General features: G+C 71.8%; 18 protein-coding genes. 15 read left to right on the forward strand and 3 right to left on the reverse strand.

Going from position 1 to position 23512, the window contains the following annotated elements:
* Positions 1-3 precede the first annotated feature (3 nt).
* The 7 genes from IF19_RS0127900 (at position 4) to IF19_RS0127930 (ending at position 8558) form a co-directional block, all read left to right on the forward strand.
* Positions 4-1251, forward strand: coding sequence for an ABC transporter substrate-binding protein (locus IF19_RS0127900; protein WP_030121358.1), 1248 nt, complete (start codon positions 4-6; stop codon positions 1249-1251).
* 75 nt (positions 1252-1326) lie between these two features.
* Positions 1327-2478 (forward strand): ABC transporter ATP-binding protein, encoded by a 1152-nt coding sequence (locus IF19_RS0127905; protein WP_030116370.1) that lies wholly within the window; start codon positions 1327-1329, stop codon positions 2476-2478.
* A complete protein-coding gene (locus IF19_RS0127910; RefSeq protein WP_030116371.1) occupies positions 2475-3404 on the forward strand; it encodes an ABC transporter permease in 930 nt (309 codons plus the stop codon). The genes IF19_RS0127905 and IF19_RS0127910 overlap by 4 nt, the downstream gene beginning before the upstream one ends.
* Positions 3404-4207, forward strand: coding sequence for an ABC transporter permease (locus tag IF19_RS0127915; RefSeq protein ID WP_030116372.1), 804 nt, complete (start codon positions 3404-3406; stop codon positions 4205-4207). Before IF19_RS0127910 ends, IF19_RS0127915 begins: the two co-directional genes overlap by 1 nt.
* 23 nt (positions 4208-4230) lie before the next feature.
* Positions 4231-5646, forward strand: coding sequence for an NAD(P)/FAD-dependent oxidoreductase (locus IF19_RS0127920; RefSeq protein WP_030276864.1), 1416 nt, complete (start codon positions 4231-4233; stop codon positions 5644-5646).
* 521 nt (positions 5647-6167) lie between these two features.
* The gene (locus IF19_RS0127925; RefSeq protein WP_030116374.1) at positions 6168-6641 is read left to right on the forward strand and encodes a bifunctional DNA primase/polymerase; all 474 of its coding nucleotides are present in this window, start codon (positions 6168-6170) and stop codon (positions 6639-6641) included.
* Positions 6642-6731: 90 nt separating this feature from the next.
* Entirely contained in the window at positions 6732-8558 is a 1827-nt protein-coding gene (locus IF19_RS0127930; protein WP_030197625.1) for a chitinase, read from the forward strand.
* Here the strand turns inward: IF19_RS0127930 and IF19_RS0127935 are convergent.
* Positions 8509-9357 (reverse strand): phosphatase PAP2 family protein, encoded by an 849-nt coding sequence (locus IF19_RS0127935; RefSeq protein WP_030116376.1) that lies wholly within the window; start codon positions 9355-9357, stop codon positions 8509-8511. The genes IF19_RS0127930 and IF19_RS0127935 overlap by 50 nt on opposite strands.
* Before the next feature lie 148 nt (positions 9358-9505).
* A complete protein-coding gene (gene gabT / locus IF19_RS0127940) occupies positions 9506-10846 on the reverse strand; it encodes a 4-aminobutyrate--2-oxoglutarate transaminase (protein ID WP_030116377.1) in 1341 nt (446 codons plus the stop codon).
* Between the two features lie 232 nt (positions 10847-11078).
* On the opposite strand from gabT, the gene IF19_RS0127945 reads away from it, so the two are divergent.
* The 5 genes from IF19_RS0127945 (at position 11079) to IF19_RS0127965 (ending at position 18996) form a co-directional block, all read left to right on the forward strand.
* Positions 11079-13475, forward strand: a complete 2397-nt coding sequence (locus IF19_RS0127945) for a hypothetical protein (protein ID WP_030116378.1) — start codon at positions 11079-11081, stop codon at positions 13473-13475.
* A 424-nt stretch (positions 13476-13899) separates the two neighbouring features.
* On the forward strand, positions 13900-15474 hold the full coding sequence (locus IF19_RS0127950) for a PucR family transcriptional regulator (RefSeq protein ID WP_030276866.1): 1575 nt from the start codon (positions 13900-13902) through the stop codon (positions 15472-15474).
* 59 nt (positions 15475-15533) lie between these two features.
* Positions 15534-16130 carry a TetR/AcrR family transcriptional regulator gene (locus IF19_RS0127955; RefSeq protein WP_030116381.1) on the forward strand — a complete coding sequence of 199 codons (597 nt, stop codon included), beginning with the start codon at positions 15534-15536 and terminating at the stop codon, positions 16128-16130.
* A gap of 108 nt (positions 16131-16238) precedes the next feature.
* A complete protein-coding gene (locus IF19_RS0127960) occupies positions 16239-17462 on the forward strand; it encodes an MFS transporter (protein ID WP_030311396.1) in 1224 nt (407 codons plus the stop codon).
* A gap of 88 nt (positions 17463-17550) precedes the next feature.
* On the forward strand, positions 17551-18996 hold the full coding sequence (locus IF19_RS0127965) for an aldehyde dehydrogenase family protein (protein ID WP_030276868.1): 1446 nt from the start codon (positions 17551-17553) through the stop codon (positions 18994-18996).
* A 179-nt stretch (positions 18997-19175) separates the two neighbouring features.
* Here the strand turns inward: IF19_RS0127965 and IF19_RS0127970 are convergent, their stop codons facing one another.
* Positions 19176-19475 carry a hypothetical protein gene (locus IF19_RS0127970; RefSeq protein ID WP_030116386.1) on the reverse strand — a complete coding sequence of 100 codons (300 nt, stop codon included), beginning with the start codon at positions 19473-19475 and terminating at the stop codon, positions 19176-19178.
* A gap of 155 nt (positions 19476-19630) precedes the next feature.
* On the opposite strand from IF19_RS0127970, the gene aroA reads away from it, so the two are divergent.
* The 3 genes from aroA to IF19_RS0127985 all read left to right on the forward strand — a co-directional run bounded on the left by aroA (position 19631) and on the right by IF19_RS0127985 (position 23504).
* Positions 19631-20872 (forward strand): 3-phosphoshikimate 1-carboxyvinyltransferase, encoded by a 1242-nt coding sequence (gene aroA, locus IF19_RS0127975; RefSeq protein ID WP_030116387.1) that lies wholly within the window; start codon positions 19631-19633, stop codon positions 20870-20872.
* 71 nt (positions 20873-20943) lie between these two features.
* On the forward strand, positions 20944-22197 hold the full coding sequence (dxr, locus tag IF19_RS0127980) for a 1-deoxy-D-xylulose-5-phosphate reductoisomerase (RefSeq protein ID WP_032746643.1): 1254 nt from the start codon (positions 20944-20946) through the stop codon (positions 22195-22197).
* Entirely contained in the window at positions 22194-23504 is a 1311-nt protein-coding gene (locus IF19_RS0127985; protein WP_030116389.1) for a M50 family metallopeptidase, read from the forward strand. The genes dxr and IF19_RS0127985 overlap by 4 nt, the downstream gene beginning before the upstream one ends.
* Positions 23505-23512: the final 8 nt, after the last annotated feature.

The following is a 23512-nucleotide window of genomic DNA, read 5'->3' on the forward strand; positions in this document are numbered from 1 at the left end:
CGTATGGAACGTCATGAGACCGAGCGCCTCACCTCCGTCCAACTGGCGGCGATGAGGCGATCGTTGAGCAACGGCAGGGGCGCCCTCACCCGCCGTTCGCTGCTGCGCGCCTCCGGTATGGGCGCACTCGCCCTGGGCGGGATATCCACCCTCGGCGCGTGCGGCATCCCGCCCGCCGGACGCACCGAGGGCAGCGCCGCCTCCGACGACCACTCGGCGAAGGAGAAGGAGGTGCACTTCTCCAACTGGACCGAGTACATGGACGTCTCCGAGGACGAGAAGAGCCGCCCCACCCTCCAGGCGTTCACCGAGCGCACCGGGATCAAGGTCAAGTACACCGAGGACATCAACGACAACGTCGAGTTCTTCGGGAAGATCAAACCGCAGCTCGCCGCCGGCCAGAACACCGGACGCGACCTCATCTGCGTCACCGACTGGCTCGCCGCCCGCATCATCCGCCTCGGCTGGGCCCAGAAGCTCGACCACGCGAACCTCCCGCACGCCTTCGCGAACGTCTCCGCCCAGTTCCGCACCCCCGACTGGGACCCGGGCCGCGCCTACTCCTTCCCCTGGACCGGCATACCGGCCGTCATCGCGTACAACAAGAAGGCGACCGGCGGCCGCAAGGTCGACTCCGTCACCCAGCTGCTCGACGACCCCAAGCTCAAGGGCCGCGTCTCCTTCCTCTCGGAGATGCGCGACACCGTCGGCATGACCCTCCTCGACCAGGGCAAGGACCCGGGGAAGTTCAGCGACGCCGACTTCGACGGCGCGATCGGCCGCCTCCAGAAGGCCGTCGACAAGAAGCAGATCCGCCGCTTCACCGGCAACGACTACACCGCCGACCTCAGCAAGGGCGACATCGCCGCCTGCGTCGCCTGGGCCGGGGACATCATCCAGCTCCAGGCCGACAACCCGGACATCGAGTACGCCATCCCGGCCGCCGGCTACATCACCTCCAGCGACAACCTCCTGGTCCCCGCCCAGGCCCGGCACAAGACCAACGCCGAGAAGTTCATCGACTACTACTACGAGCCGCCGGTCGCCGCCCAGCTCGCCGCGTACATCAACTACGTCTGCCCGGTCGACGGCGTACGCGAGGAACTGGCCGAGATCGACGAGTCGATGGCCTCCAACACGCTGATCCTCCCCGACAAGGAGATGGCGGCGAAGTCCCGCTCCTTCCGCTCCCTGAGCACGAAGGAAGAGACGGCGTACGAGGAGAAGTTCGCCAAGCTCATCGGCGCCTGACCCGGCCCGGCGCGCCCCCCGGCCGGGGCCGCCCCTCCCCGTAACTCCCCCCCGAACACACTGGGACCGCGACCCATGACACAGCAGCAGACCGCGGGCGGCGATGTCCGCCTCACCGGGATCAGCAAGACCTACGGCTCCTTCACCGCCGTGCACCCGCTCGACCTGACCGTGCCGCAGGGCTCCTTCTTCGCCCTGCTCGGCGCGTCCGGCTGCGGCAAGACCACCACCCTGCGGATGATCGCCGGGCTGGAGGAGGCCACCACCGGCACGGTCTCCCTCGGCGACCGGGACATCACCGACCTGCCCCCGTACAAACGGCCCGTCAACACCGTCTTCCAGAGCTACGCGCTCTTCCCGCACCTCGACATCAGCGAGAACATCGCCTTCGGGCTGCGGCGCCGCGGCATCAAGTCGGTGAAGAAGCAGGTCGACGACATGCTGGAGCTGGTCCAGCTCGGCGACTTCGCCCGCCGCAAGCCCCACCAGCTCTCCGGCGGCCAGCAGCAGCGCGTCGCCGTCGCCCGCGCGCTCATCAACCACCCGCAGGTCCTGCTGCTCGACGAACCCCTCGGCGCGCTCGACCTCAAGCTGCGCCGCCAGATGCAGCTGGAGCTCAAGCGCATCCAGACCGAGGTCGGCATCACCTTCGTGCACGTCACCCACGACCAGGAGGAGGCCATGACCATGGCCGACACCGTCGCGGTGATGAACGGCGGCCGTGTCGAACAGCTCGGCGCCCCCGCCGACCTCTACGAGAACCCGCGCACCACCTTCGTCGCCAACTTCCTCGGCACCTCCAACCTCATCGAGGGGGACGTCGTCTCCACCGGCGACGAGCTGACGGTGGCCGCGGGCGGCGGCAGGCTCACCCTGCCCCGCGAGCGATGTTCGGGCCCCACCGCGGCCGGCGGCCGGCTCCTCCTCGGCATCCGGCCCGAGAAGATATCCCTGGCCCACGCGGACGAGGCCGACACCGTCGCCGCCGGCCGCAACCGCGTCACCGGCCGCATCACCGACTCCAGCTTCATCGGCGTCTCGACGCAGTACGTCGTCGAGAGCCCGGCCGGCAAGGCCCTCCAGGTCTACGAGCAGAACGTCGAACGCGACACGCGCCTGGTGCCCGGAGCCGAGGTCGTCCTGCACTGGAACCCGGCCCACACCTTCGGGCTCGACGCCGCCCAGGACATCGACGCGGGCGCGACCAGCGTGGAGGACGGGGAATGAGCGCCACCGAGGCGCCGCCCGCGCCCGCCGAACCCCAGGAGCCGGTGCTCCGCAAGCCCTCCACCCGCAAACGGCTCGTCCCCTACTGGCTGCTGCTCCCCGGCATCCTCTGGCTGCTCGTCTTCTTCGCCCTGCCACTCGTCTACCAGGCGTCCACCTCCGTCCAGACCGGCTCCCTGGAGCAGGGCTTCGAGGTGACCTGGCACTTCCAGACGTACGTGGACGCGCTGCGCGAGTACTACCCGCAGTTCATCCGGTCCCTGCTCTACGCGGGCACCGCCACGATCCTGTGCCTGCTGCTGGGCTACCCGCTCGCCTACCTCATCGCCTTCAAGGCGGGCCGCTGGCGCAACCTGGTGCTCGTGCTGGTCATCGCCCCGTTCTTCACCAGTTTCCTCATCCGTACGCTGGCGTGGAAGACGATCCTCGCCGACGGCGGCGCGGTCGTGGACCTGCTCAACACCCTGCACGTCCTGGACGTCACGAGCTGGCTCGGCTGGACCGAGTCGGGCCGGGTCCTCGCCACCCCGATGGCGGTCGTCTGCGGTCTCACGTACAACTTCCTGCCGTTCATGATCCTGCCGCTCTACACCTCGCTGGAACGGATCGACGGCCGGCTGCACGAGGCGGCGGGCGACCTCTACGCCACCCCCGCCACCACCTTCCGCAAGGTGACGTTCCCGCTCTCCATGCCCGGCGTCGTCTCCGGCACCCTGCTGACCTTCATCCCGGCCAGCGGCGACTACGTCAACGCCGAACTGCTCGGCTCCACCGACACCAAGATGGTCGGCTCCGTCATCCAGAGCCAGTTCCTGCGGGTCCTGGACTACCCGACGGCCGCCGCGCTCTCGTTCATCCTCATGGCGATCGTCCTGCTGGCGGTCACCGTCTACATCCGCCGCTCCGGGACGGAGGACCTGGTCTGATGCCCGTACTGCGCTGGATACGCCGGAACCTGGTCGTCATCGCGGGTCTGCTGACCCTCGCGTACATGATCCTGCCGAACATCGTCGTGATGGTGTTCTCGTTCAACAAGCCCAAGGGCCGCTTCAACTACTCCTGGCAGCAGTTCTCGCTGGAGGCGTGGAAGGACCCGTGCGGCGTCGCCGACCTGTGCGGCTCGCTCTCCCTCTCGCTCCAGATCGCCTTCTGGGCGACGCTCGGGGCGACCGCGCTCGGCACGATGATCGCCTTCGCCCTGGTCCGCTACCGCTTCCGGGCGCGCGGTGCGATCAACTCGCTGATCTTCCTGCCGATGGCCATGCCCGAGGTCGTCATGGCCGCCTCGCTGCTCACCCTCTTCCTGAACATGGGCGCTCAGCTCGGCTTCTGGACCGTGCTGATCGCGCACATCATGTTCTGCCTCAGCTTCGTGGTGACCGCCGTCAAGGCGCGCGTCATGTCGATGGACCCGAGACTGGAGGAAGCCGCCCGCGATCTGTACGCGGGCCCCGTGCAGACCTTCGTACGGGTGACCCTTCCCATCGCCGCCCCCGGCATCGCGGCGGGAGCGCTGCTCGCTTTCGCGCTCTCGTTCGACGATTTCATCATCACGAATTTCAACGCGGGCTCCACCGTCACGTTCCCCATGTTCGTCTGGGGTTCGGCACAGCGCGGCACGCCCGTGCAGATCAACGTCATCGGCACCGCCATGTTCGTGATTGCGGTACTGATGGTTCTTGTGGGTCAGCTCATCGCGAGCCGCCGCAAGAGCAACGCTCGAAACTGAAATTCCTGAAGGAGTTGGAAACCATGGCCCCAGCTGCCATGCGTACCGCTGCATCATCCCTTTCCGGCGTCAAGCCGGTCCCGTTCTGGCTCGACGATCCGGAGCGGCCCGACGCGCTCCCCGCCCTCACCGGCGACGAGCACACCGACCTGCTGGTCGTCGGCGGGGGCTACAGCGGTCTGTGGACCGCGCTCATCGCCAAGGAGCGCGATCCGGACCGGGACGTCGTCCTCATCGAGGGGCACGAGGTGGGCTGGGCCGCCTCGGGCCGCAACGGCGGTTTCTGCGCCGCCTCCCTCACCCACGGGCTGGCCAACGGCGTGGAGCGCTGGCCCGACGAGATCGCGAAGCTGGAGGAGCTGGGGGAGCGGAACCTCGACGCCATCGAGGCCGCCGTCGCCCGCTACGGCATCGACTGCGAGTTCGAGCGCACCGGTGAGATCGACGTCGCCACCGAGCCCCACCAGCTCCAGGAGCTGCGGGAATGGCACGAGGAGATCGTGAAGCTCGGCATCACGGGCGTGGACTTCCTCGACCGCGACGCGCTGCGGGCCGAGGTCGACTCGCCCACCTTCCTCGGCGGCCTCTGGGATCGGCGCGGGGTCGCGATGCTGCACCCGGCGAAGCTCGCCTGGGGTCTGAAGCGGGCCTGCCGGGAGCTGGGCGTACGGATCTACGAGCACACCCGCGGCCTGGAGCTCGCCCGCTCGGGGGAGGGGATGGCGGTCCGCACCCCGTACGGGCGCGTCTTCGCCCGCCGTGTCGCGCTCGGCACCAACATCTTCCCCTCGCTGGTCAAGCGCGTCCGGCCGTACACCGTGCCGGTCTACGACTACGCGCTGATGACCGAGCCGCTCACCCCCGCGCAGCTGGAATCGATCGGCTGGAAGGGGCGCCAGGGGCTCGGTGACAGTGCCAATCAGTTCCATTACTTCCGGCTTTCCGCGGACAACCGGATCCTGTGGGGCGGATACGACGCGATCTATCCGTACGGGGGAAAGCTGAACGCCGATCTCGACCAGCGCCCGGAGACGTTCCTGAAACTCGCGGAACAGTTCTTCACGTGTTTCCCGCAGCTTTCCGGCGTGCGTTTCTCGCATGCCTGGGGAGGGGCGATCGACACCTGTTCGCGGTTCACCGCGTTCTTCGGTACGGCCCATCAGGGTCGGGTCGCCTATGCCGCCGGATACACCGGCCTCGGCGTCGGCTCCACCCGTTTCGGGGCCGATGTGATGCTCGACCTGCTCTCCGGCGAGGAGACCGAGCGGACCCGGCTGGAGATGGTCCGCTCCAAGCCGATGCCCTTCCCTCCGGAGCCGTTCGCCTGGGCCGGCATCGAGATCACCCGGCGGTCGCTGGCCCACGCCGACGACAACGGCGGCCGCCGCAACCTGTGGCTGAAGACCATGGACAAGCTGGGCCTCGGCTTCGACAGCTGAGCGCGCTCCGACCCCGGCCCCTCCCGGCCGAACCCGGGCTCGCACGAGCCCGGGTTCGGCCTTTCCCGTGTCCGCCTCCGCGGGTCTGTCCGGGGCCGTCCTCCTCCGGCGGCTCTTCCGGGCGGTCTTCCCGCCGGGCCTTCCGGGCTTTCCGTGCCCATCTCCGGTGCTCCGTGCCCTGCCCTGCCCTGACCTGACCTGCCCTGCCCTGCCCTGCCCTGCCCTGCCCTGCCCTGACCTGACCTGGCCCGGCCCGGCCCGGCCCGATCCGATCCGATCCGAGCTGACCTGGCCGGGCCAGGCCCGGCCCGCCTGTGCCTGGATCCGACCCTCAGGCGTCCCATCCCGGCCGTTCCCTGTCCGGTCCCGACCCTCCCGTGTCCGGACCCGCCCGAATACTGTGACCCACCTCACTACCAACAAGTAACCCCGACTCGCGTCATAGTCGGCTCCGAACCCTCTCTCGTACGTAGACGCTCCGGCGGAACCCCGCCGGAGCCCGCGTTCACGGGAGGCGGACCATGACAGGGCCGGAAACGAAAGCCGCGGTCGCGTGGCTCACCTCGGCGGCGACGGACCCCGGCGCGTGCCGGTGGGAATGGGAGCGCGACCCGCGAGGGATCGTCCTCCTCCCCGCCGGCCGGCGCTGGGACGTCCTGATCCTCCCCGCGGAGCTGGGCTACCCGACGCTCGACGTGCTCACCCGCCTCGTCGACCGCCCCGGCCCGGTGCTCGCCGACTCCGCCGAGGCGCGCATGGGCTTCTTCGTCCCGCCGGGCACCGCCTCCGGTTGGCTCGGCACCGGCGTCCGGGGCTGCGGCCGCGGCACCTGGATCGTCGTCCCGTACCCGGGGCGCGCCACCGGCGGGGTGCGCTGGCTGATTCCGCCGGACGGCTCGGGGACGCTCACCGACCTCGCGCTGCTGGAACGTGCGATGCACGAGGCGGCGGGCGCGGCGGCCCAGGAAGCCCGGGTGCGGCGGCCGAAGCGCTGAGCGGGCTGCCAGAGGTCTTGACAACCTCATTGGTCTGGACCATGTTGTGCGCACGCCACACCCCGAATTTCCCCCCGCGCGGAGGCTGTTGTGGAACGCACCGGACCAACCGTCAGACTGTCCCGACTTCTGGCCGCCTGCTCGGCCGGCCTGATCGCCGCCGGGGCCTTGGTCGCCACGGCCCCGGCGGCCGGCGCCGCCGACACGGACCTGGCACGCAACGGCGGCTTCGAGGCGGGCCTGGACGGCTGGAGCTGCGCCAACGGCAGCGGGGCGGCGGTCACCACGCCCAAGCGCACCGGAACCTCCGCACTCCGGGCCACCCCGGCCGGCAGCGACCACGCCAAGTGCGCCCAGAGCGTCACCGTGAAGCCAAACTCCACGTACACGCTGAGCGCCTGGGTGCAGGGCAGCTACGTCTACCTCGGCGCGTCCGGCACCGGCACCACCGACGTCTCCACCTGGACCCAGTCGCCCGGAGCGTGGAAGCAGCTCACCACCACGTTCACGACCGGCCCGTCCACCACCTCCGTCAGCGTCTACACCCACGGCTGGTACGGCACCCCGGCCTACTACGCCGACGACGTCACCCTCATCGGCCCCGGCGGCGACCCCGTGGTGATCCCGGCCGTTCCCGCCGGCCTCAAGCAGACCGCGACCACGTCCACCTCCGTCGCGCTCTCCTGGAACGCCGTCTCCGGAGCGAGCGGCTACCACGTCTACCGGGGCGGCACGAAGGTCGCCACGGTCACCGGCCCCTCCGCCACCGTGACCGGCCTGACGCCCTCGACCGCGTACAGTTTCCAGGTCACCGCCTCCAACGCGGCCGGCGAGTCCGCGAAGTCGGCGGCGCTCGGCGTGACCACCGCCGCGGGCGGCGGGGGCGGCGGAGGCGCCGAGCTTCCGGCCCGGGCGCTCGTCGGCTACCTGCACTCCAGCTTCGCCAACGGCTCCGGCTACACGCGGATGGCGGACGTGCCCGCCTCCTGGGACGTCATCAACCTCGCCTTCGGCGAACCCACCTCCGTCACCTCCGGCGACATCCGCTTCTCGCTCTGCCCGGTCGCCGAGTGCCCGAACGTGGAGTCCGAGGCCGAGTTCAAGGCCGCGATCAAGGCCAAGCAGGCCGCGGGCAAGAAGGTGCTGATCTCGATCGGCGGCCAGAACGGCCAGGTCCAGCTCAACTCCACCGCCGCCCGCGACGCCTTCGTCACCTCGGTCTCGAAGATCATCGACACCTACGGCCTCGACGGCCTCGACATCGACTTCGAGGGCCACTCCCTCTCGCTGAACAAGGGCGACACCGACTTCCGCAACCCGACCTCGCCGGTCATCGTCAACCTGATCTCCGCGGTGAAGACCCTCAAGGCCAAGTACGGCTCCGACTTCGTCCTCACGATGGCCCCGGAAACCTTCTTCGTCCAGCTCGGCTACCAGTTCTACGGCTCGGGCCCCTGGGGCGGCCAGGACCCGCGCGCCGGGGCGTACCTCCCGGTGATCCACGCACTGCGCGACGACCTCACCCTGCTGCACGTCCAGGACTACAACTCCGGCCCGATCATGGGGCTCGACAACCAGTACCACTCGATGGGCGGCGCGGACTTCCACATCGCGATGACCGACATGCTCCTCGCCGGCTTCCCGGTGGCGGGCGACACCACCAAGGTCTTCCCGGGCCTGCGCCCCGACCAGGTCGCCATCGGTCTCCCCGCCTCCACCCAGGCGGGCAACGGCCACACCGCCCCGGCCGAGGTCAACAAGGCGCTCGACTGCCTGACCAAGAAGACGAACTGCGGCTCCTACCAGACCCGCGGCACGTGGTCGGACCTGCGCGGCCTGATGACCTGGTCCATCAACTGGGACCGCTTCAACAACTGGGAGTTCTCGAAGAACTTCGACGCCTACTTCGGCAACTGACCCACCCCAGGGGCGCCAGCACCAACGGCCCCAGGCACCAACTGGCCAGCACGTCCAGCGGCCAGTGGTAGCCGTGCAGCACCAGACCGATGCCCGTCGCCGTGGTCAGCAGGATCGCGGCGACGGGCGTCATCCACGTCCGGGGCCAGGAGGCGCCGCGCAGCCACGCCGGGCGGGGGAGCGCCAGCAGCACCAGGGCCGAGGCCCCGTACGCCACCGCGGCCGTCGCCGTATGACCCGACGGGTAGTAGTTGACCGCCTCGGTCAGCGGCCCCTGCCGGGCGGTCGCCACCTTCAGCGGGATCACCAGCGCGGGCACCGCGGCCATGGTCAGGGCCGCGCACACGGCGAGCCCCAGGGCGCGGCGCCACAGGGCGTACCCGAGCACGCAGACCAGCACGGGCAGCGCCACCGGCATTCCGCCGAGATCGGAGAAGAGCTGGGTGAGGGCGGCGGGCCCGCGCCCGAACAGCCGAGCGCCCACCCGTTCGTCCAGTCGCAGGAGCGGGCCCTCGACGGCGACCTGCCAGGTGATCAGCGCGAAGAGGACCGCGAGGAGACCGAGGACGCCGGAGACGAAGGGGGCCGGCCACCCGGGAACAGGGGGGGTTGTTCCGGGATGGCCGGCGGGATCGGTTCGCCGCGCGCCCCGGGGGGTGTGGGGCGGGCGGCCGTCCGATCGGTGAGGAGTCCCGGAGCCGTCGGCTCCGGCATGCGCGAACGCACGCCCCGGGCGGTGCTGGGGAAGCCCCGGCCCGGAGTCGGCCGAGGTTTCCCGCGGCCGAGGTGTTTCTCTCATCTGCAGAAACCGTACGGCAGTCGGGGGGCCGCCGACAGTCGCCACCGCCACCCGCCATCGGCCCCGCACACGTTCTTCACACGCCTCACCCGGATGCCGGACGGAAGGGGCGGAAGGCCGCCCTCCGCCCGTTCCCGGGTTCGAGGCATCAGAGCGTGCCGAACGCCTGCTCGATCAGGTCCAGGCCCTCGTTCAGCAGGTCCTCGCCGATCACCAGCGGCGGCAGGAAGCGCAGGACGTTGCCGTACGTGCCGCAGGTGAGGACGAGCAGCCCCTCGGCGTGGCACGCCTTCGCGAGCGCGCCCGCGGCCTCCGGGTTCGGCTCCTTCGTGCCGGACTTCACCAGCTCGATCGCGATCATCGCGCCGCGCCCGCGGATGTCGCCGATGATGTCGCCGTTCGGGAGCTTCGCCCGCATCTCGGCGAGGCGGCCCTTCATGACCTCCTCGATGCGCTTGGCCTTCCCGTTCAGGTCGAGCTCGCGCATCGTCTCGATGGCCCCGAGGGCACCGGCGCAGGCGACCGGGTTGCCCCCGTACGTACCGCCCAGGCCGCCCGCGTGCGCGGAGTCCATGATCTCGGCGCGGCCGGTGACGGCGGAGAGCGGCAGGCCGCCCGCGATGCCCTTGGCGGTGGTGATCAGGTCGGGGACGATGCCCTCGTCCTCGCAGGCGAACCACTGGCCGGTGCGGCAGAAGCCGGACTGGATCTCGTCCGCGACGAACACGATGCCGTTGTCCTTGGCGAACTGCGCGATCGCCGGGAGGAAGCCCTTGGCGGGCTCGATGAAGCCGCCCTCGCCGAGCACCGGCTCGATGATGATCGCGGCGACGTTCTCCGCGCCGATCTGCTTGGTGATCTCGTCGATGGCCTGCGCGGACGCCTCGGCGCCGGCGTTCTCCGCACCGGTCGGCCAGCGGTAGCCGTAGGCGACCGGAACGCGGTAGACCTCGGGGGCGAACGGGCCGAAGCCCTGCTTGTACGGCATGTTCTTCGCCGTCATGCCCATGGTGAGGTTGGTGCGGCCGTGGTAGCCGTGGTCGAAGACGACGACGGCGGTGCGCTTGGTGTGGGCGCGGGCGATCTTCACCGCGTTCTCGACGGCCTCGGCGCCCGAGTTGAACAGCGCGGACTTCTTCGCGTGGTCGCCCGGCGTCAGCTCGGCGAGCTGCTCGCAGACCTCGACGTACCCCTCGTACGGCGTGACCATGAAACAGGTGTGGGTGAAGTCCGCGAGCTGCGCGGAGGCCCGCCGCACGACGGCCTCGGCGGACGCGCCCACGGAGGTCACGGCGATCCCGGACCCGAAGTCGATCAGGCGGTTGCCGTCCACGTCCTCGATGATCCCGCCGCCCGCACGGGCGGTGAACACCGGCAGCGTGGAGCCCACACCTGCGGCGACGGCCGCGGTGCGCCGGGCCTGCAGCTCGACGGACTTCGGCCCGGGGATGGCGGTGACGACGCGGCGCTCCTGCGGGATTGCGGTCATGAGGGGCTCCTGGGGGTGTTTCGGACGCTCTTCTTTTCTGCAGGCTAGGGGTGGGGGAGGGGTGCGGGCATGCTCCGATCGGGAGTGGTGGGGGGTGTGTCCTTGTCCTTGACGGACAGATGGCCGGATGAGGTGGTCCGGGTACCGGGAACGACCATGAGGCGGCGGACCTGAGTACTAGATTGAGCGCTGCACCGAAATACCGCCTCGGAACTTCAGGGGAGCAGTGGCGATGGGCACCGAGGGCACGTACGACTCGCGGCGTGAGCAGGGCGGGCAGGGCGCGGGCGACACCGGTGCACGCCGACTCGGCCACCCTCATGGGAGCGGCGCCGAGAGCACCCGAGTGCCCAGGCCTGCCTCGTCCCCGCCTCCCATGCCTCCGATGCCGCCCCGGGCTCCTGCGGTCGGCTTCGACGTACGGCACTGGCTCCGGGCCCACCGTGCCGAGGCCGAGCCGGGGCTCTGGCGGTACGGTCACCGGCCCCGGGTGGTGGCGGACACCGACGAGGTTCCCACGCGTGCCCTCGTCGTGGGCGCGCTCGTATCCATCGTGTGCGGCGTACTCGTGTGGGCGATCTGGCGCACCGACTACATCGTGGTGCAGCGGCTTCCGTTGAAGCTGTTCACCCCTTCCGAATGGTGGCGCGGCGAACCCGGCCAGTCGGCGCGGACGGCCAGCGCCGTGTACAACAGCCTCTTCGCGGCCCTGTTGATCTACTTCTGCGGGCGGCTCGGCAACTGGCCGGTGCTGTACCGGAGGCTGGTCACCGACCGTCCCCAGCCGGCCAGGGCGCTCGCCGCCGCGCTCGCGGGGCTGCTGGTGGTGTGGATCGTTCTGGGTACGAGCCTGCTCCCGTTCTTCTACGCCGTCCTCCACGCACTGGTGCCGGTGTCCGTGTTTCGAGGCGATCCGGAGACGGCGGCTGTGATGGGGATGGCCGTCTACGTTCTGATCGGGGCGGCTCTGCTGTGGCCTTTCGCCCGGACGGGCGGGTGGTTGGAACTCTTCCGGAAGGCCGGCCCCGTCGCCGCCTCTCCGGAAGTCGATCCCACGCCGGGTGAGGACCCTGCGGACTGGCCCCGCCTGCGGGCAGCGGGGCAGCCCGGGGCGGCTGACCGGCTGGCAGCCGAAACGGCAGGCGGACGCGTGAGCGATGTCGACTGCGTCAGGATCGGCCACGCCTGGTCGAAGGTGGAGGGCGGTTCGCTGTCCCCCGGCGTCTTCATCGACGGTGTCATGAAGAAGGGCGCGGCGGCGTGCCTGCACCCCTCGGGTGACCGAGACCTCCCGGTTCGCACCGCCACCCACGACCTGCTGACCGCACAGGTACGCGTGGGCGCCTATGCGGAACATCCGCGCAACCCCTCCAACCGGAGGGGTGCCGGTGCGGCACTCGACCCCACGGTCCTCGGCACCTCGCTCCTGGCCGTCGGCCCCCACGGCTCCGACCGCACCCGGCGTCTGGTGCGTCCGGTGGTGGAGTCACTCTCGCTCCAGGCGCTGACCGGAAGCGCGGCCGTGGTCGTGGTGTCCGGCGAGGGCGCCGAACTGGGGCCCGAGAATTCCTATGACGTCGTGGTGAAGATCGGCTGTCCCGACTCGGTGTACGACCTCGACCTGTACGGAGGAATCACCGACCCGGACGAGGCCGCGATGCTTCTGTCGGAGGCGTTCACCGGTGACCTGCCGGACGTGGACAGCCGTCGCGCCGCTGTAACACTGGGACAGTTGATCGGGCCCTTCAACGCCGTCCACAGCCGCTTCCCCTCGCTGCCCGAACTTCGCGAACTCCTCGACGGTGGCAGTCGGGCGTTGGAGGGGCTCCGGGATGAACTGCACCCGGAGCAACACCGTTCCTACCTGCGGGAAGTCGACGCACGCGAGCGTCAGCTCGGAACGCCGGGAGACCTCAGCGGAGTGCTCGCGGACCGGATCGCCTTTCTCGACAGGCCCGTTTTCGACGCGTTCTTCGACACCCGCGGCCGGTCACGGCCTTTCTCCCTGCGAGCTCTGGAGCACCCGGTCCGGGTGCGTATCGTGCTGCCGGAGCGGAGCCATCCTGAAGCGTCGCGCATCCTCACCCGGCTGGTCTTCGCACAGTTCCTCTCCAGCGTCGCCGCGCGTCGCGACGCGTCTCTGTTCGCCGCGCTCGTACTCGACGACGCCGCGAGCGCGTTGACCACGGAATCCGTTCGGTCGGTGCAGCGGCTGCGGCAGCTGAACGCCGGCGCCGTGCTCGCGGTGCGGTCCCTGGACGATGTGGGGCCCCATCTCCACGCCGCGCTTCTCGGGGCGGTCGGCTGCCGGATGACGTTCCCCGGCATCACCACCTGGGAAGGCAAGCGGTTCGCCGAGGCGTGGGGGAAGGAGTGGGTCGAGACCCGCGAGGTCGCCCAGCACACCGTCTTCGCCGACCAGCCGTTCACCCGCGCCCTGCACGCCCTGCGGAAGCTCGTCACCGGCAAGGCGGTGACCACGGACGCGGTGACGGTACGGCAGGTGGAGCGGGAGCGGTGGTCCGCCTCGGAGCTGGCCTACAGCGTCCCGGCCGGGCATGCCGTCCTGTCCCTCACCACCGTTCAGGGCGAACACGCCCCCCCGCTCCTCGTCCACCTCGACGGCTGAGCGGGGCGGGGCGACGGGCAGCGAGGCGGGAGCCGGCGGCGGGCCCGGCGGCGGCAGGGCGGAGGGCGCGCCACCCGCTGCGGCCGAGAGTGACAGGCCAGGGCACCGGCGCCGCCGACGGGCTCGGAAGCGCCCGGTCCCATGCCCGGGCTCGGCAGCGCCCGGCCCCATGCCGGAGCCGGAGGCCCCACGCCGCAGCCGGAAGCGCCCGGCCCCACGCCCCGGCCGGAAGTGACCGGTCCCGCGGCGGGTGTGGTTCCGGGCACTCTGCCGTCCTGGCAGAATCGGAGACGGCCGTTCATACGCGACGGCGCAAACGGCACCACCGATCCGCTCGGCGATCCGGCCCGCGACCGCGCAGGAGGGCCCGCCGGACGGACCACGGGCGCCGTGCCTCGTCCCCGACCCCGAGGGTTCCCCGCCCATGCCCCCCACGCTCGCCTCGCTCGTCCAGCACCCGGCGCTCAAGCTCGTCGTCCGGGCGGGCGCGGACCGGCTCGGTACGCCCGTGCGGTGGGCCCACGCCAGCGAGCTGGCCGACCCCGTCCCGTACATGGACGGCGGCGAACTCCTCCTCGTGACCGCCACCAACCTCGACGCCGAGAACCCCGAGGCCATGCGGCGCTACGTGCGGCGGCTGGCCGGGGCCGGGGTCGCCGGGGTGGGGTTCGCGGTCGGGGTGAACTACGAGGACGTCCCGGAGGCGCTCGTCGCCGCCGCCGAGGAAGCGGGCCTCCCGCTGCTCGAAGTGCCCCGCCGCACCCCGTTCCTCGCCATCAGCAAGGCCGTCTCCGCCGCCATCGCCGCCGACCAGTACCGCGCGGTCACCGCCGGCTTCGAGGCCCAGCGCGAGCTGACGAAGGCCGCGCTCGCCGGGGACGGGCCGACCGGCCTCCTCACCCGGCTCGCCGCGCACGTCAACGGCTGGGCCGCCCTGTACGACTCCTCCGGAGCGGTGCTCGCCGCCGCCCCCGAGTGGGCCGCGCGCCGCGCCGCCGGGCTCACCCCCGACGTCGAACGCCTCCGGGGCCGCGCCGCCCCCTCCAGCATCGTCGTCGGCGACCAGGACGACCGCGTCGAGCTCCAGTCGCTCGGCACCGGCAGACGGACCCGCGGCGCGCTGGCCGTCGGCACCGGAGCCGCGCTGGGCACCGCCGAGCGGTACGCGGTCAACTCCGCCGTCGCCCTCCTCACCCTCACCACCGCACGCTCCCGCGCCCTCCACGGCGCCGAGCAGCGCCTGGGCGCCGCCGTCCTGCGCATGCTGCTCGCCGGTCAGCCCGACCACGCCCGCGCCGTCGCCGGAGACCTCTACGGCGACCTGCTCGACGCCCCGTTCCGGCTCCTCATCGCCGAGGCCGCCGCACCCAGCGGGGCCGAGGCGCTCACCGAGACGATGGAGGCCGCCGCCGCCCGCACCGGCGAGGCGCTGCTCCTCGTCCCGGAGGCCGAGCGGGTCCTCGTACTGGCCGCCGACGGGGGCGCCGCCGTCGCCGCCTGCGCAGCCTATGCCGCGGCCCAGGACGACCGCGGCCCGCGTGAGGGCGGCGCCGCCGACGGCGACGTCGTGGTGGGGCTCTCCGCCCCCTCCGGCCCGATCGCCGTCTCCGCCGCGTACAAACAGGCCGAACAGGCCCTCTCCGTCGCCCGCCGCCGCGGCAGGGCACTGGTCGAGCACGAGGAGCTGGCGACCGGATCGGTGCTGCCGCTGCTCGCCGACGACGCGGTGCGCGCCTTCGCCGACGGCCTGCTCCGCGCGCTCCACGAGCACGACGCCAAGGGCCGCGGCGACCTCGTGGCCTCCCTGCGCGCCTGGCTCTCCCGCCACGGCCAGTGGGACGCCGCGGCCGCCGACCTCGGCGTGCACCGGCACACCCTGCGCTACCGGATGCGCCGGGTGGAGGAGATCCTGGGCCGCTCACTGGACGACCCGGACGTCCGCATGGAGCTGTGGCTCGCCCTGAAGACGACCGAGGCGGCGATCTCCGCCGAGGAGTGAACGGCAGGGGCGCCCCGCCTCGTATTGCATCGGTCGGTACAGAACTCTAGAGTCCCCTCATGGCCCGACCGCGACAGTTCGACGAGGAACGGGCCCTGGACGCCGCCATGCGCACGTTCTGGGAGTACGGCTACGAGGCCGCCTCCACCCAGGACCTGTGCGACGCGACGGGGCTGGGGCGCAGCAGCATCTACAACACCTTCCGCAGCAAGCGCGAGCTGTTCGCCCGGTCGCTCGCGCGCTATCTGGACACCATGGCCGACGCCCAGGAGGCCGTGCTCGACGACGTGTCGCGCCCGCCGGGGGAGCGGGTGCGCGCCCTGCTCGACAAGATCGTGGCGGATGAGTTCGACCACCGCCCCGACGGGCGCAGCCTGGGCTGCCTGGCGGTCAACTCCACGGTCGAGCTGGCGGCCCGCGAACCGGAGGTCGCCCGGCTCCTGGACCGGGACGCCGCCCGTCGGCTGAGGAGCCTTTCCGGCGTCATCGCCGCAGGTCTGCGCGACGGCTCCATCACGTCCGGGCGGGGTCCGGACGCTCTCGCCCGATACGTCAACGCGGTGATCGGCGGCATGCGGATCGCCGCCCAGGGCGGGGCCGACCGGGCCGCCGTGCAGACCGTCGCGGACACCGCGCTGGACGCCCTGATCCGCTGAGGGCCGCTCGCGTCCCGTCCGGCCGCCCTTTCGGTACGGGGCGGGCCGCCGCATGCCGAAATTTTGAACTGTTCGATCCAAAACAACACTCCCAGGGGGGAACTCACCGTGCCGCGTGCTGTCCACGTCCTGGCCTTCGGCATCTTCGCCATGGTCACCAGTGAATTCGTCGTCGCCGGGCTGATGCCGCAGATGGCCGCGGGGCTGGGCGTCACCGTCCCGCAGGTCGGCTACCTGATCACCGTCTTCGCCCTCTCCATGGCGTTCGGCGGCCCGCCGCTCACCGTGGCCCTGCTCCGGCTGCCGCCCAAGACCGCGCTCATGACGCTCTTCCCGCTCTTTCTGGCCGGCAACGTGCTCGCCGCCACCGCGTCCGACTACCCGGCCATGGTCGTCGCCCGGGTGATCACCGGCGTCGCCTCGCAGGCGTTCTTCGGCGTCGCGATCTCGCTCGGCTCCCAGCTCACCCGCCCCGAGCGTCGCGGCCGGGCCGTGGCAGTCCTCCTCAACGGCCTGATGCTCGGCACGCTGCTCGGGCTGCCCCTGGCCACGCTGACCGGGGAGCGGTACGGCTGGCGTGCCGCGTTCTGGGCCATCTCCGCGCTGACGGTGGCCGCCGCCCTGTGCACCGCCGCCGGCGTACGCCGGGCGGACCGGCCGGAGGGCAGCGGCACCCTCCGCTCCGAGCTGACGGCCTTCCGCGCTCCCCGGCTCTGGCTCACCCTGCTGACCAGCACCATGGTCATCGGCGCGACCTTCTCCGCCTTCAGCTACCTCAACCCGATCCTCACCGAGGTCACCGGCTTCTCGCCGGGCGCCGTCCCCCTGCTGCTCCTCGCGTACGGCGCCGCCACGGTCGTCGGCAACACCGTCGTCGGCCGGCTCGCCGACCGGCACACCCTTCCCGTGCTGCTCGGCGGCCTGACCCTGAACGCGGTGTTCCTCGCCGGGTTCGCCCTGCTGGCCGGCGTGGAGACCGGGGCGGTGCTCTGCATGCTGGGCGTCGGCCTCGTCGGGGTCACCATGAACCCGGCCCTGGTCACCCGGGTCCAGCGGGTCGGCAACGCCCGGCCCCTCGTCAACACCGTGCACACTTCGTTCATCACCCTCGGGGTCGTCCTCGGCTCCGCGCTGGGCGGTCTGGGCCTCGACCGGTTCGGCCCCCGGGCCCCGCTCTGGCTGGGCGCGGCGCTCGCGGTGGCCGGCCTGCTCACCCTCGTACCGGACCTGCTCCGGCGCGGGAGGAACCCCGGAACGGCCGGGCCCGGTGCTCCTTCGGCCAAATCGGAGCAGGCGGCCCCCGTTCCGCTCCACGCCGGACAAACGACGTGAGCGCTTCGCCGCCCTACCGTGGGACGACAGCGGAAGCCCGCCGGGCGCCCGCCACCTCCGTCACGACCTCCGAAGGGCCGGAACCTCCATGACTTCGCCCCACGCCTTCTGGGTGGCCGGCCGCCGGGCCACCGGTGCCGACAGCTTCGACGTCACCAACCCGTACGACGGACGCCTCGTCGGCACCGTCAGCGTGCCGACCGACGCCCAGGTCGAGGAGGCCGTCGCCGCCGCCCACGCCGTACGCGACGAGTTCGCCGCCACCCCGGCGCACGTCCGGGCCGCCGCGCTCGACCACGTCGTACGCCGGCTGGGGGAGCGCACCGAGGAGATCGCGCAGCTCATCTCGGCGGAGAACGGCAAGCCGATCAAGTGGGCCCGCGGCGAGGTCGGCCGGGCCGTGTCCGTGTTCCGGTTCGCCGCCGAGGAGGCCCGCCGCTTCAACGGCGGCGAGGCCCAGCGGCTCGACACCGACCCCGGCGGCACCGGCCGCCTCGGGCTGACCCGGCGCTTCCCGCGCGGGGCCGTCCTCGGCATCGCACCCTTCAACTTCCCGCTGAACCTCAGCGCCCACAAGGTCGCCCCGGCCATCGCCGTCGGCGCCCCGATCATCCTCAAGCCGGCCCCCGCCACGCCCATCTCCTCGCTCATCCTGGGCGAGCTGCTGGCCGAGACCGACCTCCCGGCCGGCTCCTGGTCCGTCCTGACCGTCCCGAACGACAAGATGCCCGCCCTGGTCCAGGACGAGCGCCTGCCGGTCATCTCCTTCACCGGCTCCGGCCCGGTCGGCTACGCGATCATGGAGTCGGTGCCCCGCAAGCACTGCACGCTGGAGCTCGGCGGCAACGGCGCCGCGGTCGTCCTCGGCGACTACGCCTCCGACGAGGACCTCGACTGGGCGGCCACCCGGATCGCCACCTTCTCCAACTACCAGGGCGGCCAGTCCTGCATCTCGGTGCAGCGCGTCATCGCCGACGCCTCGGTCTACGACCGGCTCGTCCCGAAGGTCGTCGCCGCCGTCGAGGACCTGGTCACCGGCGACCCGGCCGACGCCGCCACGGATGTCGGCCCCCTGGTCAGCGAGGACGCCGCCCAGCGCGTCGAGTCCTGGGTCGACGAGGCCGTCCAGGGCGGCGCGGAGCTGCTCACCGGCGGCAAGCGCGACGGCGCCACCTACGCCCCGACCGTCCTCGCGGGCCTCCCCGACGACGTCACGCTCTCGTGCGAAGAGGTCTTCGGCCCGGTCATGTCCCTCCAGAAGGTCGACGGGGAGGCCGAGGCGTTCGCCGCGGTCAACTCCTCCAAGTACGGCCTCCAGGCGGGCGTCTTCACCCACGACCTGCAGACCGCCTTCCGCGCCCACCGCGCCCTGGAGGTCGGCGGCGTGATCATCGGCGACGTCCCCTCGTACCGCGCCGACCAGATGCCGTACGGCGGTGCCAAGCAGTCCGGCGTCGGCCGCGAGGGCGTCCGCTACGCCATGGACGACTACACCTACGAGCGCGTCCTGGTCCTCACGGGCCTCGCCCTGTAACACCCCACCGACGTCCCCCGACCGCGCCCCCGCCTGGACAGCGGGTGCGGCCGGGGGAACGAGAACGGACGGCCCGAACCCACTGTGCGGGGGTTCGGGCCGTCCGCCTGCCCTGGCGTCCCCGGGCGGCGGAACCGCCCCGCACACCGCGAGCGACCCGGCCGGCGCCGCCGTTCGGATCAGACGGCGCGGACCAGGGCCAGCACTCCGGCCACCAGGAAGCCGCAGCCGAACGCGGCCACGAACCCTCCCCAGATCCGGACGGTCCGCACATGCCCGGGAGCCTTCCGGAGGAAGTCCATCTGCGGGTGCTCGATGCCCCACCGGGTGTACCGCCGCCGCAGGGCCCACGCGCTGTCGTGCGCCGGATTCATCAGCGTCTCCACGACCCACCGCGCCGCGCCCCGGCGGTCCGTCGCCAGGACCAGCCCGCCCAGGACCGCTCCCGCACCCAGCAGCAGCGGTATCACGATGTGCACCCGGCTTCCCCCCCACGTGTCTCGCCTGCACTCTACGTATCCGTCTCCGGGGAGGCGGCCCTCCCCTCCCCGGGCCGCCCAAGGCGCGTCGACCGGGCGTCCACGCAGCGGACGCGGACCGCCCGCCCCGCCCGCCGCAGGGCAGGATGAGCACCGTGACCGTCATCGACATCCCCGGCTCCAAGTCCGTCACCGCCCGCGCGCTCTTCCTGGCGGCGGCCGCCGAAGGCACCACCACCCTGCTGCGTCCGCTGCGCTCGGACGACACCGAGGGCTTCGCCGAAGGGCTGAGGACCCTCGGGTACGAGGTCGCCCAGGAGGCCGACCGCTGGCACATCGCGGGCCGCCCGGCCGGCCCGGCCGCCGCCGACGCCGAGGTCTACTGCCGCGACGGCGCCACCACCGCCCGCTTCCTGCCCACCCTCGTCGCGGCCGCCGCCTCCGGCACGTACCGCTTCGACGCCTCCGCCCAGATGCGCCGCCGCCCGCTCGCCCCGCTCACCCGCGCCCTCACCGCCCTCGGCGTCGACCTGCGCCACGAGGAGGCCGAGGGGCACCACCCGCTCACCGTGCGCGCCGCGGGCGTCGAGGGCGGTGAACTCACCCTGGACGCGGGGGAGTCGTCCCAGTACCTCACCGCGCTCCTGATGCTCGGACCGCTCACCGCGAAGGGGCTGCGCATCGAGGTCACCGAACTGGTCTCCGCGCCGTACGTCGAGATCACCCTCGCGATGATGCGCGGCTTCGGCGTGGAGGTGCTGCGCGAGGGGAACACCTTCACCGTCCCTCCCGGCGGCTACCGGGCCACCGCCTACCCCGTCGAGCCCGACGCCTCCACCGCGAGCTACTTCTTCGCCGCGGCCGCCCTCACCGGCCACGAGGTCACCGTCCCCGGCCTCGGCATCGGCGCGCTCCAGGGCGACCTGCGCTTCGTCGACGTCCTGCGGGAGATGGGCGCCGAGGTGAGCGTCGGCGCCGACGCCACCACCGTCCGCTCCACCGGCCGGCTGCGCGGCATCACCGTCAACATGCGCGACATCTCCGACACCATGCCGACCCTCGCCGCCATCGCCCCGTACGCGGAGGGGCCCGTCGTCATCGAGGACGTCGCCAACACCCGCGTCAAGGAGTGCGACCGGCTGGAGGCGTGCGCGGCGAACCTGCGCGCCATGGGCGTCACCGTGCACACCGGGCCCGACCGGATCGAGATCCACCCCGGTACCCCGAAACCCACCGAGATCGCCACCCACGGCGACCACCGCATCGTCATGTCCTTCGCCGTCGCCGGGCTGCGCACCCCCGGTCTCACGTACGACGATCCCGGCTGCGTACGCAAGACGTTCCCGCGGTTCCACGAGGTCTTCGCGGACTTCGCATACGGCCTCGCGGCGCGCTGAACGCCATCGCGGGCGCGGCCCACCGGGACGCGCTGTCCCCGTACACAGCGGGAGCGGCAACAATGGGGGTCATGAGCGACAGCCCCGCCCCCCTCGCCGATCCGCATCTCGTCTTCGACGCCGCGGACGGCCGCCGGGATCTGGTGATCCTCGGCTCCACCGGGTCCATCGGCACCCAGGCCATCGACCTGGTCCTGCGCAACCCCGACCGCTTCCGGGTCACGGCGCTCTCGGCCGCCGGCGGCCGGGTCGCCCTCCTCGCCGAGCAGGCCCGCCGGCTCGGGGTCACCACGGTGGCCGTCGCCGCCGAGGACGCGGTCCCCGCCCTGCGCACCGCGCTGCGCGACCAGTACGGGGCCGGGGAGCCGCTCCCCGAGATCCTGGCCGGCCCCGACGCGGCCACCGCCCTCGCCGCGAGCGACTGCCACACCGTGCTCAACGGCATCACCGGCTCCATCGGGCTCGCCCCGACCCTCGCCGCGCTGAAGGCCGGCCGCACGCTCGCCCTCGCCAACAAGGAGTCGCTGATCGTCGGCGGCCCCCTGGTGAAGGCGCTCGCCGCCCCCGGGCAGATCATCCCGGTCGACTCCGAGCACGCCGCGCTCTTCCAGGCGCTCGCCGCGGGCACCCGCGCCGACGTCCGCAAGCTCGTCGTCACCGCCTCCGGCGGACCCTTCCGCGGCCGTACGCGCGAGGAGCTGGCCGACGTCACCCGCGAGCAGGCGCTCGCCCACCCGACCTGGGCGATGGGCCCGGTCATCACGATCAACTCCGCGACCCTGGTCAACAAGGGTCTCGAGGTCATCGAGGCACACCTCCTCTACGACATCCCGTTCGACCGGATCGAGGTCGTCGTCCACCCGCAGTCCTACGTCCACTCGATGGTGGAGTTCAGCGACGGCTCCACGCTCGCCCAGGCCACCCCGCCGGACATGCGCGGCCCCATCGCGATCGGCCTCGGCTGGCCCGAGCGGGTCCCGGACGCGGCCCCCGCCTTCGACTGGACGACGGCCTCCACCTGGGAGTTCTTCCCCCTGGACACCGACGCCTTCCCCTCCGTCGGCCTCGCCCGCCATGTCGGCGGACTCGGCGGCACGGCCCCGGCGGTGTTCAACGCCGCGAACGAGGAGTGCGTCGACGCGTTCCTCGCCGGACAGCTGCCGTTCAACGGAATCATGGATACGGTCACCGCTGTGGTGTCCGAACACGGCACCCCCGCCCCGGGAACCTCGCTCAGCGTCGCGGACGTCCTCGAAGCGGAAACCTGGGCCCGCGCACGGGCCCGGGAACTCTCGGCGAAAGCGACAGCGGAGGCGCGCGCATGAGTCTGACCTCGATCCTGCTGACGGTCCTGGGGATCGCCGTCTTCGTCGTGGGCCTGCTCTTCTCCATCGCCTGGCACGAGCTGGGCCACCTCTCCACGGCCAAGATGTTCGGCATCCGGGTCCCGCAGTACATGGTCGGCTTCGGCCCGACGATCTGGTCGAAGAAGAAGGGCGACACCGAGTACGGCATCAAGGCCATCCCGGCCGGCGGCTACATCCGCATGATCGGGATGTTCCCGCCCGGCCCCGACGGCCGCCTCGAAGCCCGCTCCACCTCACCGTGGCGCGGCATGATCGAGGACGCCCGCTCCGCCGCCTACGAGGAGCTGGAGCCGGGCGACGAGAAGCGCCTCTTCTACACGCGCAAGCCGTGGAAGCGCGTCATCGTCATGTTCGCCGGGCCCTTCATGAACCTGGTCCTCGCGGTCGCCATCTTCATGGGCGTCGCGATGACCTTCGGCTTCCAGACCCAGACCACCGAGGTCGGCGGCGTCCAGCAGTGCGTGATCGCGCAGAGCGAGAAGCGCGACACCTGCGAGAGCGGCGACCCCGTCTCGCCCGCCAAGGCCGCCGGGCTCCAGGAGGGCGACCGGATCGTCGCCTTCGACGGCACGAAGGTCGACGACTGGGCGACGCTCTCGGACCGCATCCGCGAGACCATCGGTCCCGCCACCATCGTCGTCGAGCGCGGCGGCGAGGAGGTCACGCTCAACGCGGTCCTGCGGGAGAACGCCGTCGCCAAGAAGGACGGCAGGGGCGAGGTCGTCCCGGACCAGTTCGTCAGGGCCGGCTACCTCGGCTTCGCCGCGCAGACCGAGATCGTGCCGCTCTCCTTCGGCGACTCCGTCGTCCGCATGGGCGACATGATCAGGAACGGCGTCGACTCGATCATCGCCCTGCCGTCCAAGATCCCGGCCCTCTGGGACGCGGCCTTCAGCGACGGCGAACGCGCCGACGACTCGCCGGTCGGCGTGGTCGGCGCGGCCCGCATCGGCGGCGAGGTGATGAACCTCGACATCCCGGCCCAGAACCAGGTCGCGATGATGCTGTTCCTGCTCGCCGGCTTCAACCTCTCGCTGTTCCTGTTCAACATGCTCCCGCTGCTCCCGCTCGACGGCGGGCACATCGCGGGCGCGCTCTGGGAATCGCTGCGGCGCAATCTGGCCAAGGTCTTCCGCCGCCCCGACCCGGGACCGTTCGACGTGGCCCGGCTGATGCCGGTCGCCTACGTGGTCGCCGGGCTCTTCATCTGCTTCACACTGCTGGTCCTGGTGGCCGACATCGTGAACCCCGTCAAGATCACCTGACGGCCCTT

Origin of the sequence: Streptomyces californicus (assembly GCF_000717645.1) — a bacterium.
Taxonomy (GTDB): Bacteria; Actinomycetota; Actinomycetes; order Streptomycetales; family Streptomycetaceae; genus Streptomyces; species Streptomyces californicus.

Bases quoted from the DNA above. Each gene is read 5' to 3' on its own strand.
- IF19_RS0127900 (WP_030121358.1), top strand. From the start codon at position 4: ATGGAACGTCATGAGACCGAGCGCCTCACCTCCGTCCAACTGGCGGCG.
- IF19_RS0127905 (WP_030116370.1), top strand. From the start codon at position 1,327: ATGACACAGCAGCAGACCGCGGGCGGCGATGTCCGCCTCACCGGGATC.
- IF19_RS0127910 (WP_030116371.1), top strand. From the start codon at position 2,475: ATGAGCGCCACCGAGGCGCCGCCCGCGCCCGCCGAACCCCAGGAGCCG.
- IF19_RS0127915 (WP_030116372.1), top strand. From the start codon at position 3,404: ATGCCCGTACTGCGCTGGATACGCCGGAACCTGGTCGTCATCGCGGGT.
- IF19_RS0127920 (WP_030276864.1), top strand. From the start codon at position 4,231: ATGGCCCCAGCTGCCATGCGTACCGCTGCATCATCCCTTTCCGGCGTC.
- IF19_RS0127925 (WP_030116374.1), top strand. From the start codon at position 6,168: ATGACAGGGCCGGAAACGAAAGCCGCGGTCGCGTGGCTCACCTCGGCG.
- IF19_RS0127935 (WP_030116376.1), bottom strand. From the start codon at position 9,357: ATGAGAGAAACACCTCGGCCGCGGGAAACCTCGGCCGACTCCGGGCCG.
- gabT (WP_030116377.1), bottom strand. From the start codon at position 10,846: ATGACCGCAATCCCGCAGGAGCGCCGCGTCGTCACCGCCATCCCCGGG.
- IF19_RS0127945 (WP_030116378.1), top strand. From the start codon at position 11,079: ATGGGCACCGAGGGCACGTACGACTCGCGGCGTGAGCAGGGCGGGCAG.
- IF19_RS0127950 (WP_030276866.1), top strand. From the start codon at position 13,900: ATGCCCCCCACGCTCGCCTCGCTCGTCCAGCACCCGGCGCTCAAGCTC.
- IF19_RS0127955 (WP_030116381.1), top strand. From the start codon at position 15,534: ATGGCCCGACCGCGACAGTTCGACGAGGAACGGGCCCTGGACGCCGCC.
- IF19_RS0127965 (WP_030276868.1), top strand. From the start codon at position 17,551: ATGACTTCGCCCCACGCCTTCTGGGTGGCCGGCCGCCGGGCCACCGGT.
- dxr (WP_032746643.1), top strand. From the start codon at position 20,944: ATGAGCGACAGCCCCGCCCCCCTCGCCGATCCGCATCTCGTCTTCGAC.
- IF19_RS0127985 (WP_030116389.1), top strand. From the start codon at position 22,194: ATGAGTCTGACCTCGATCCTGCTGACGGTCCTGGGGATCGCCGTCTTC.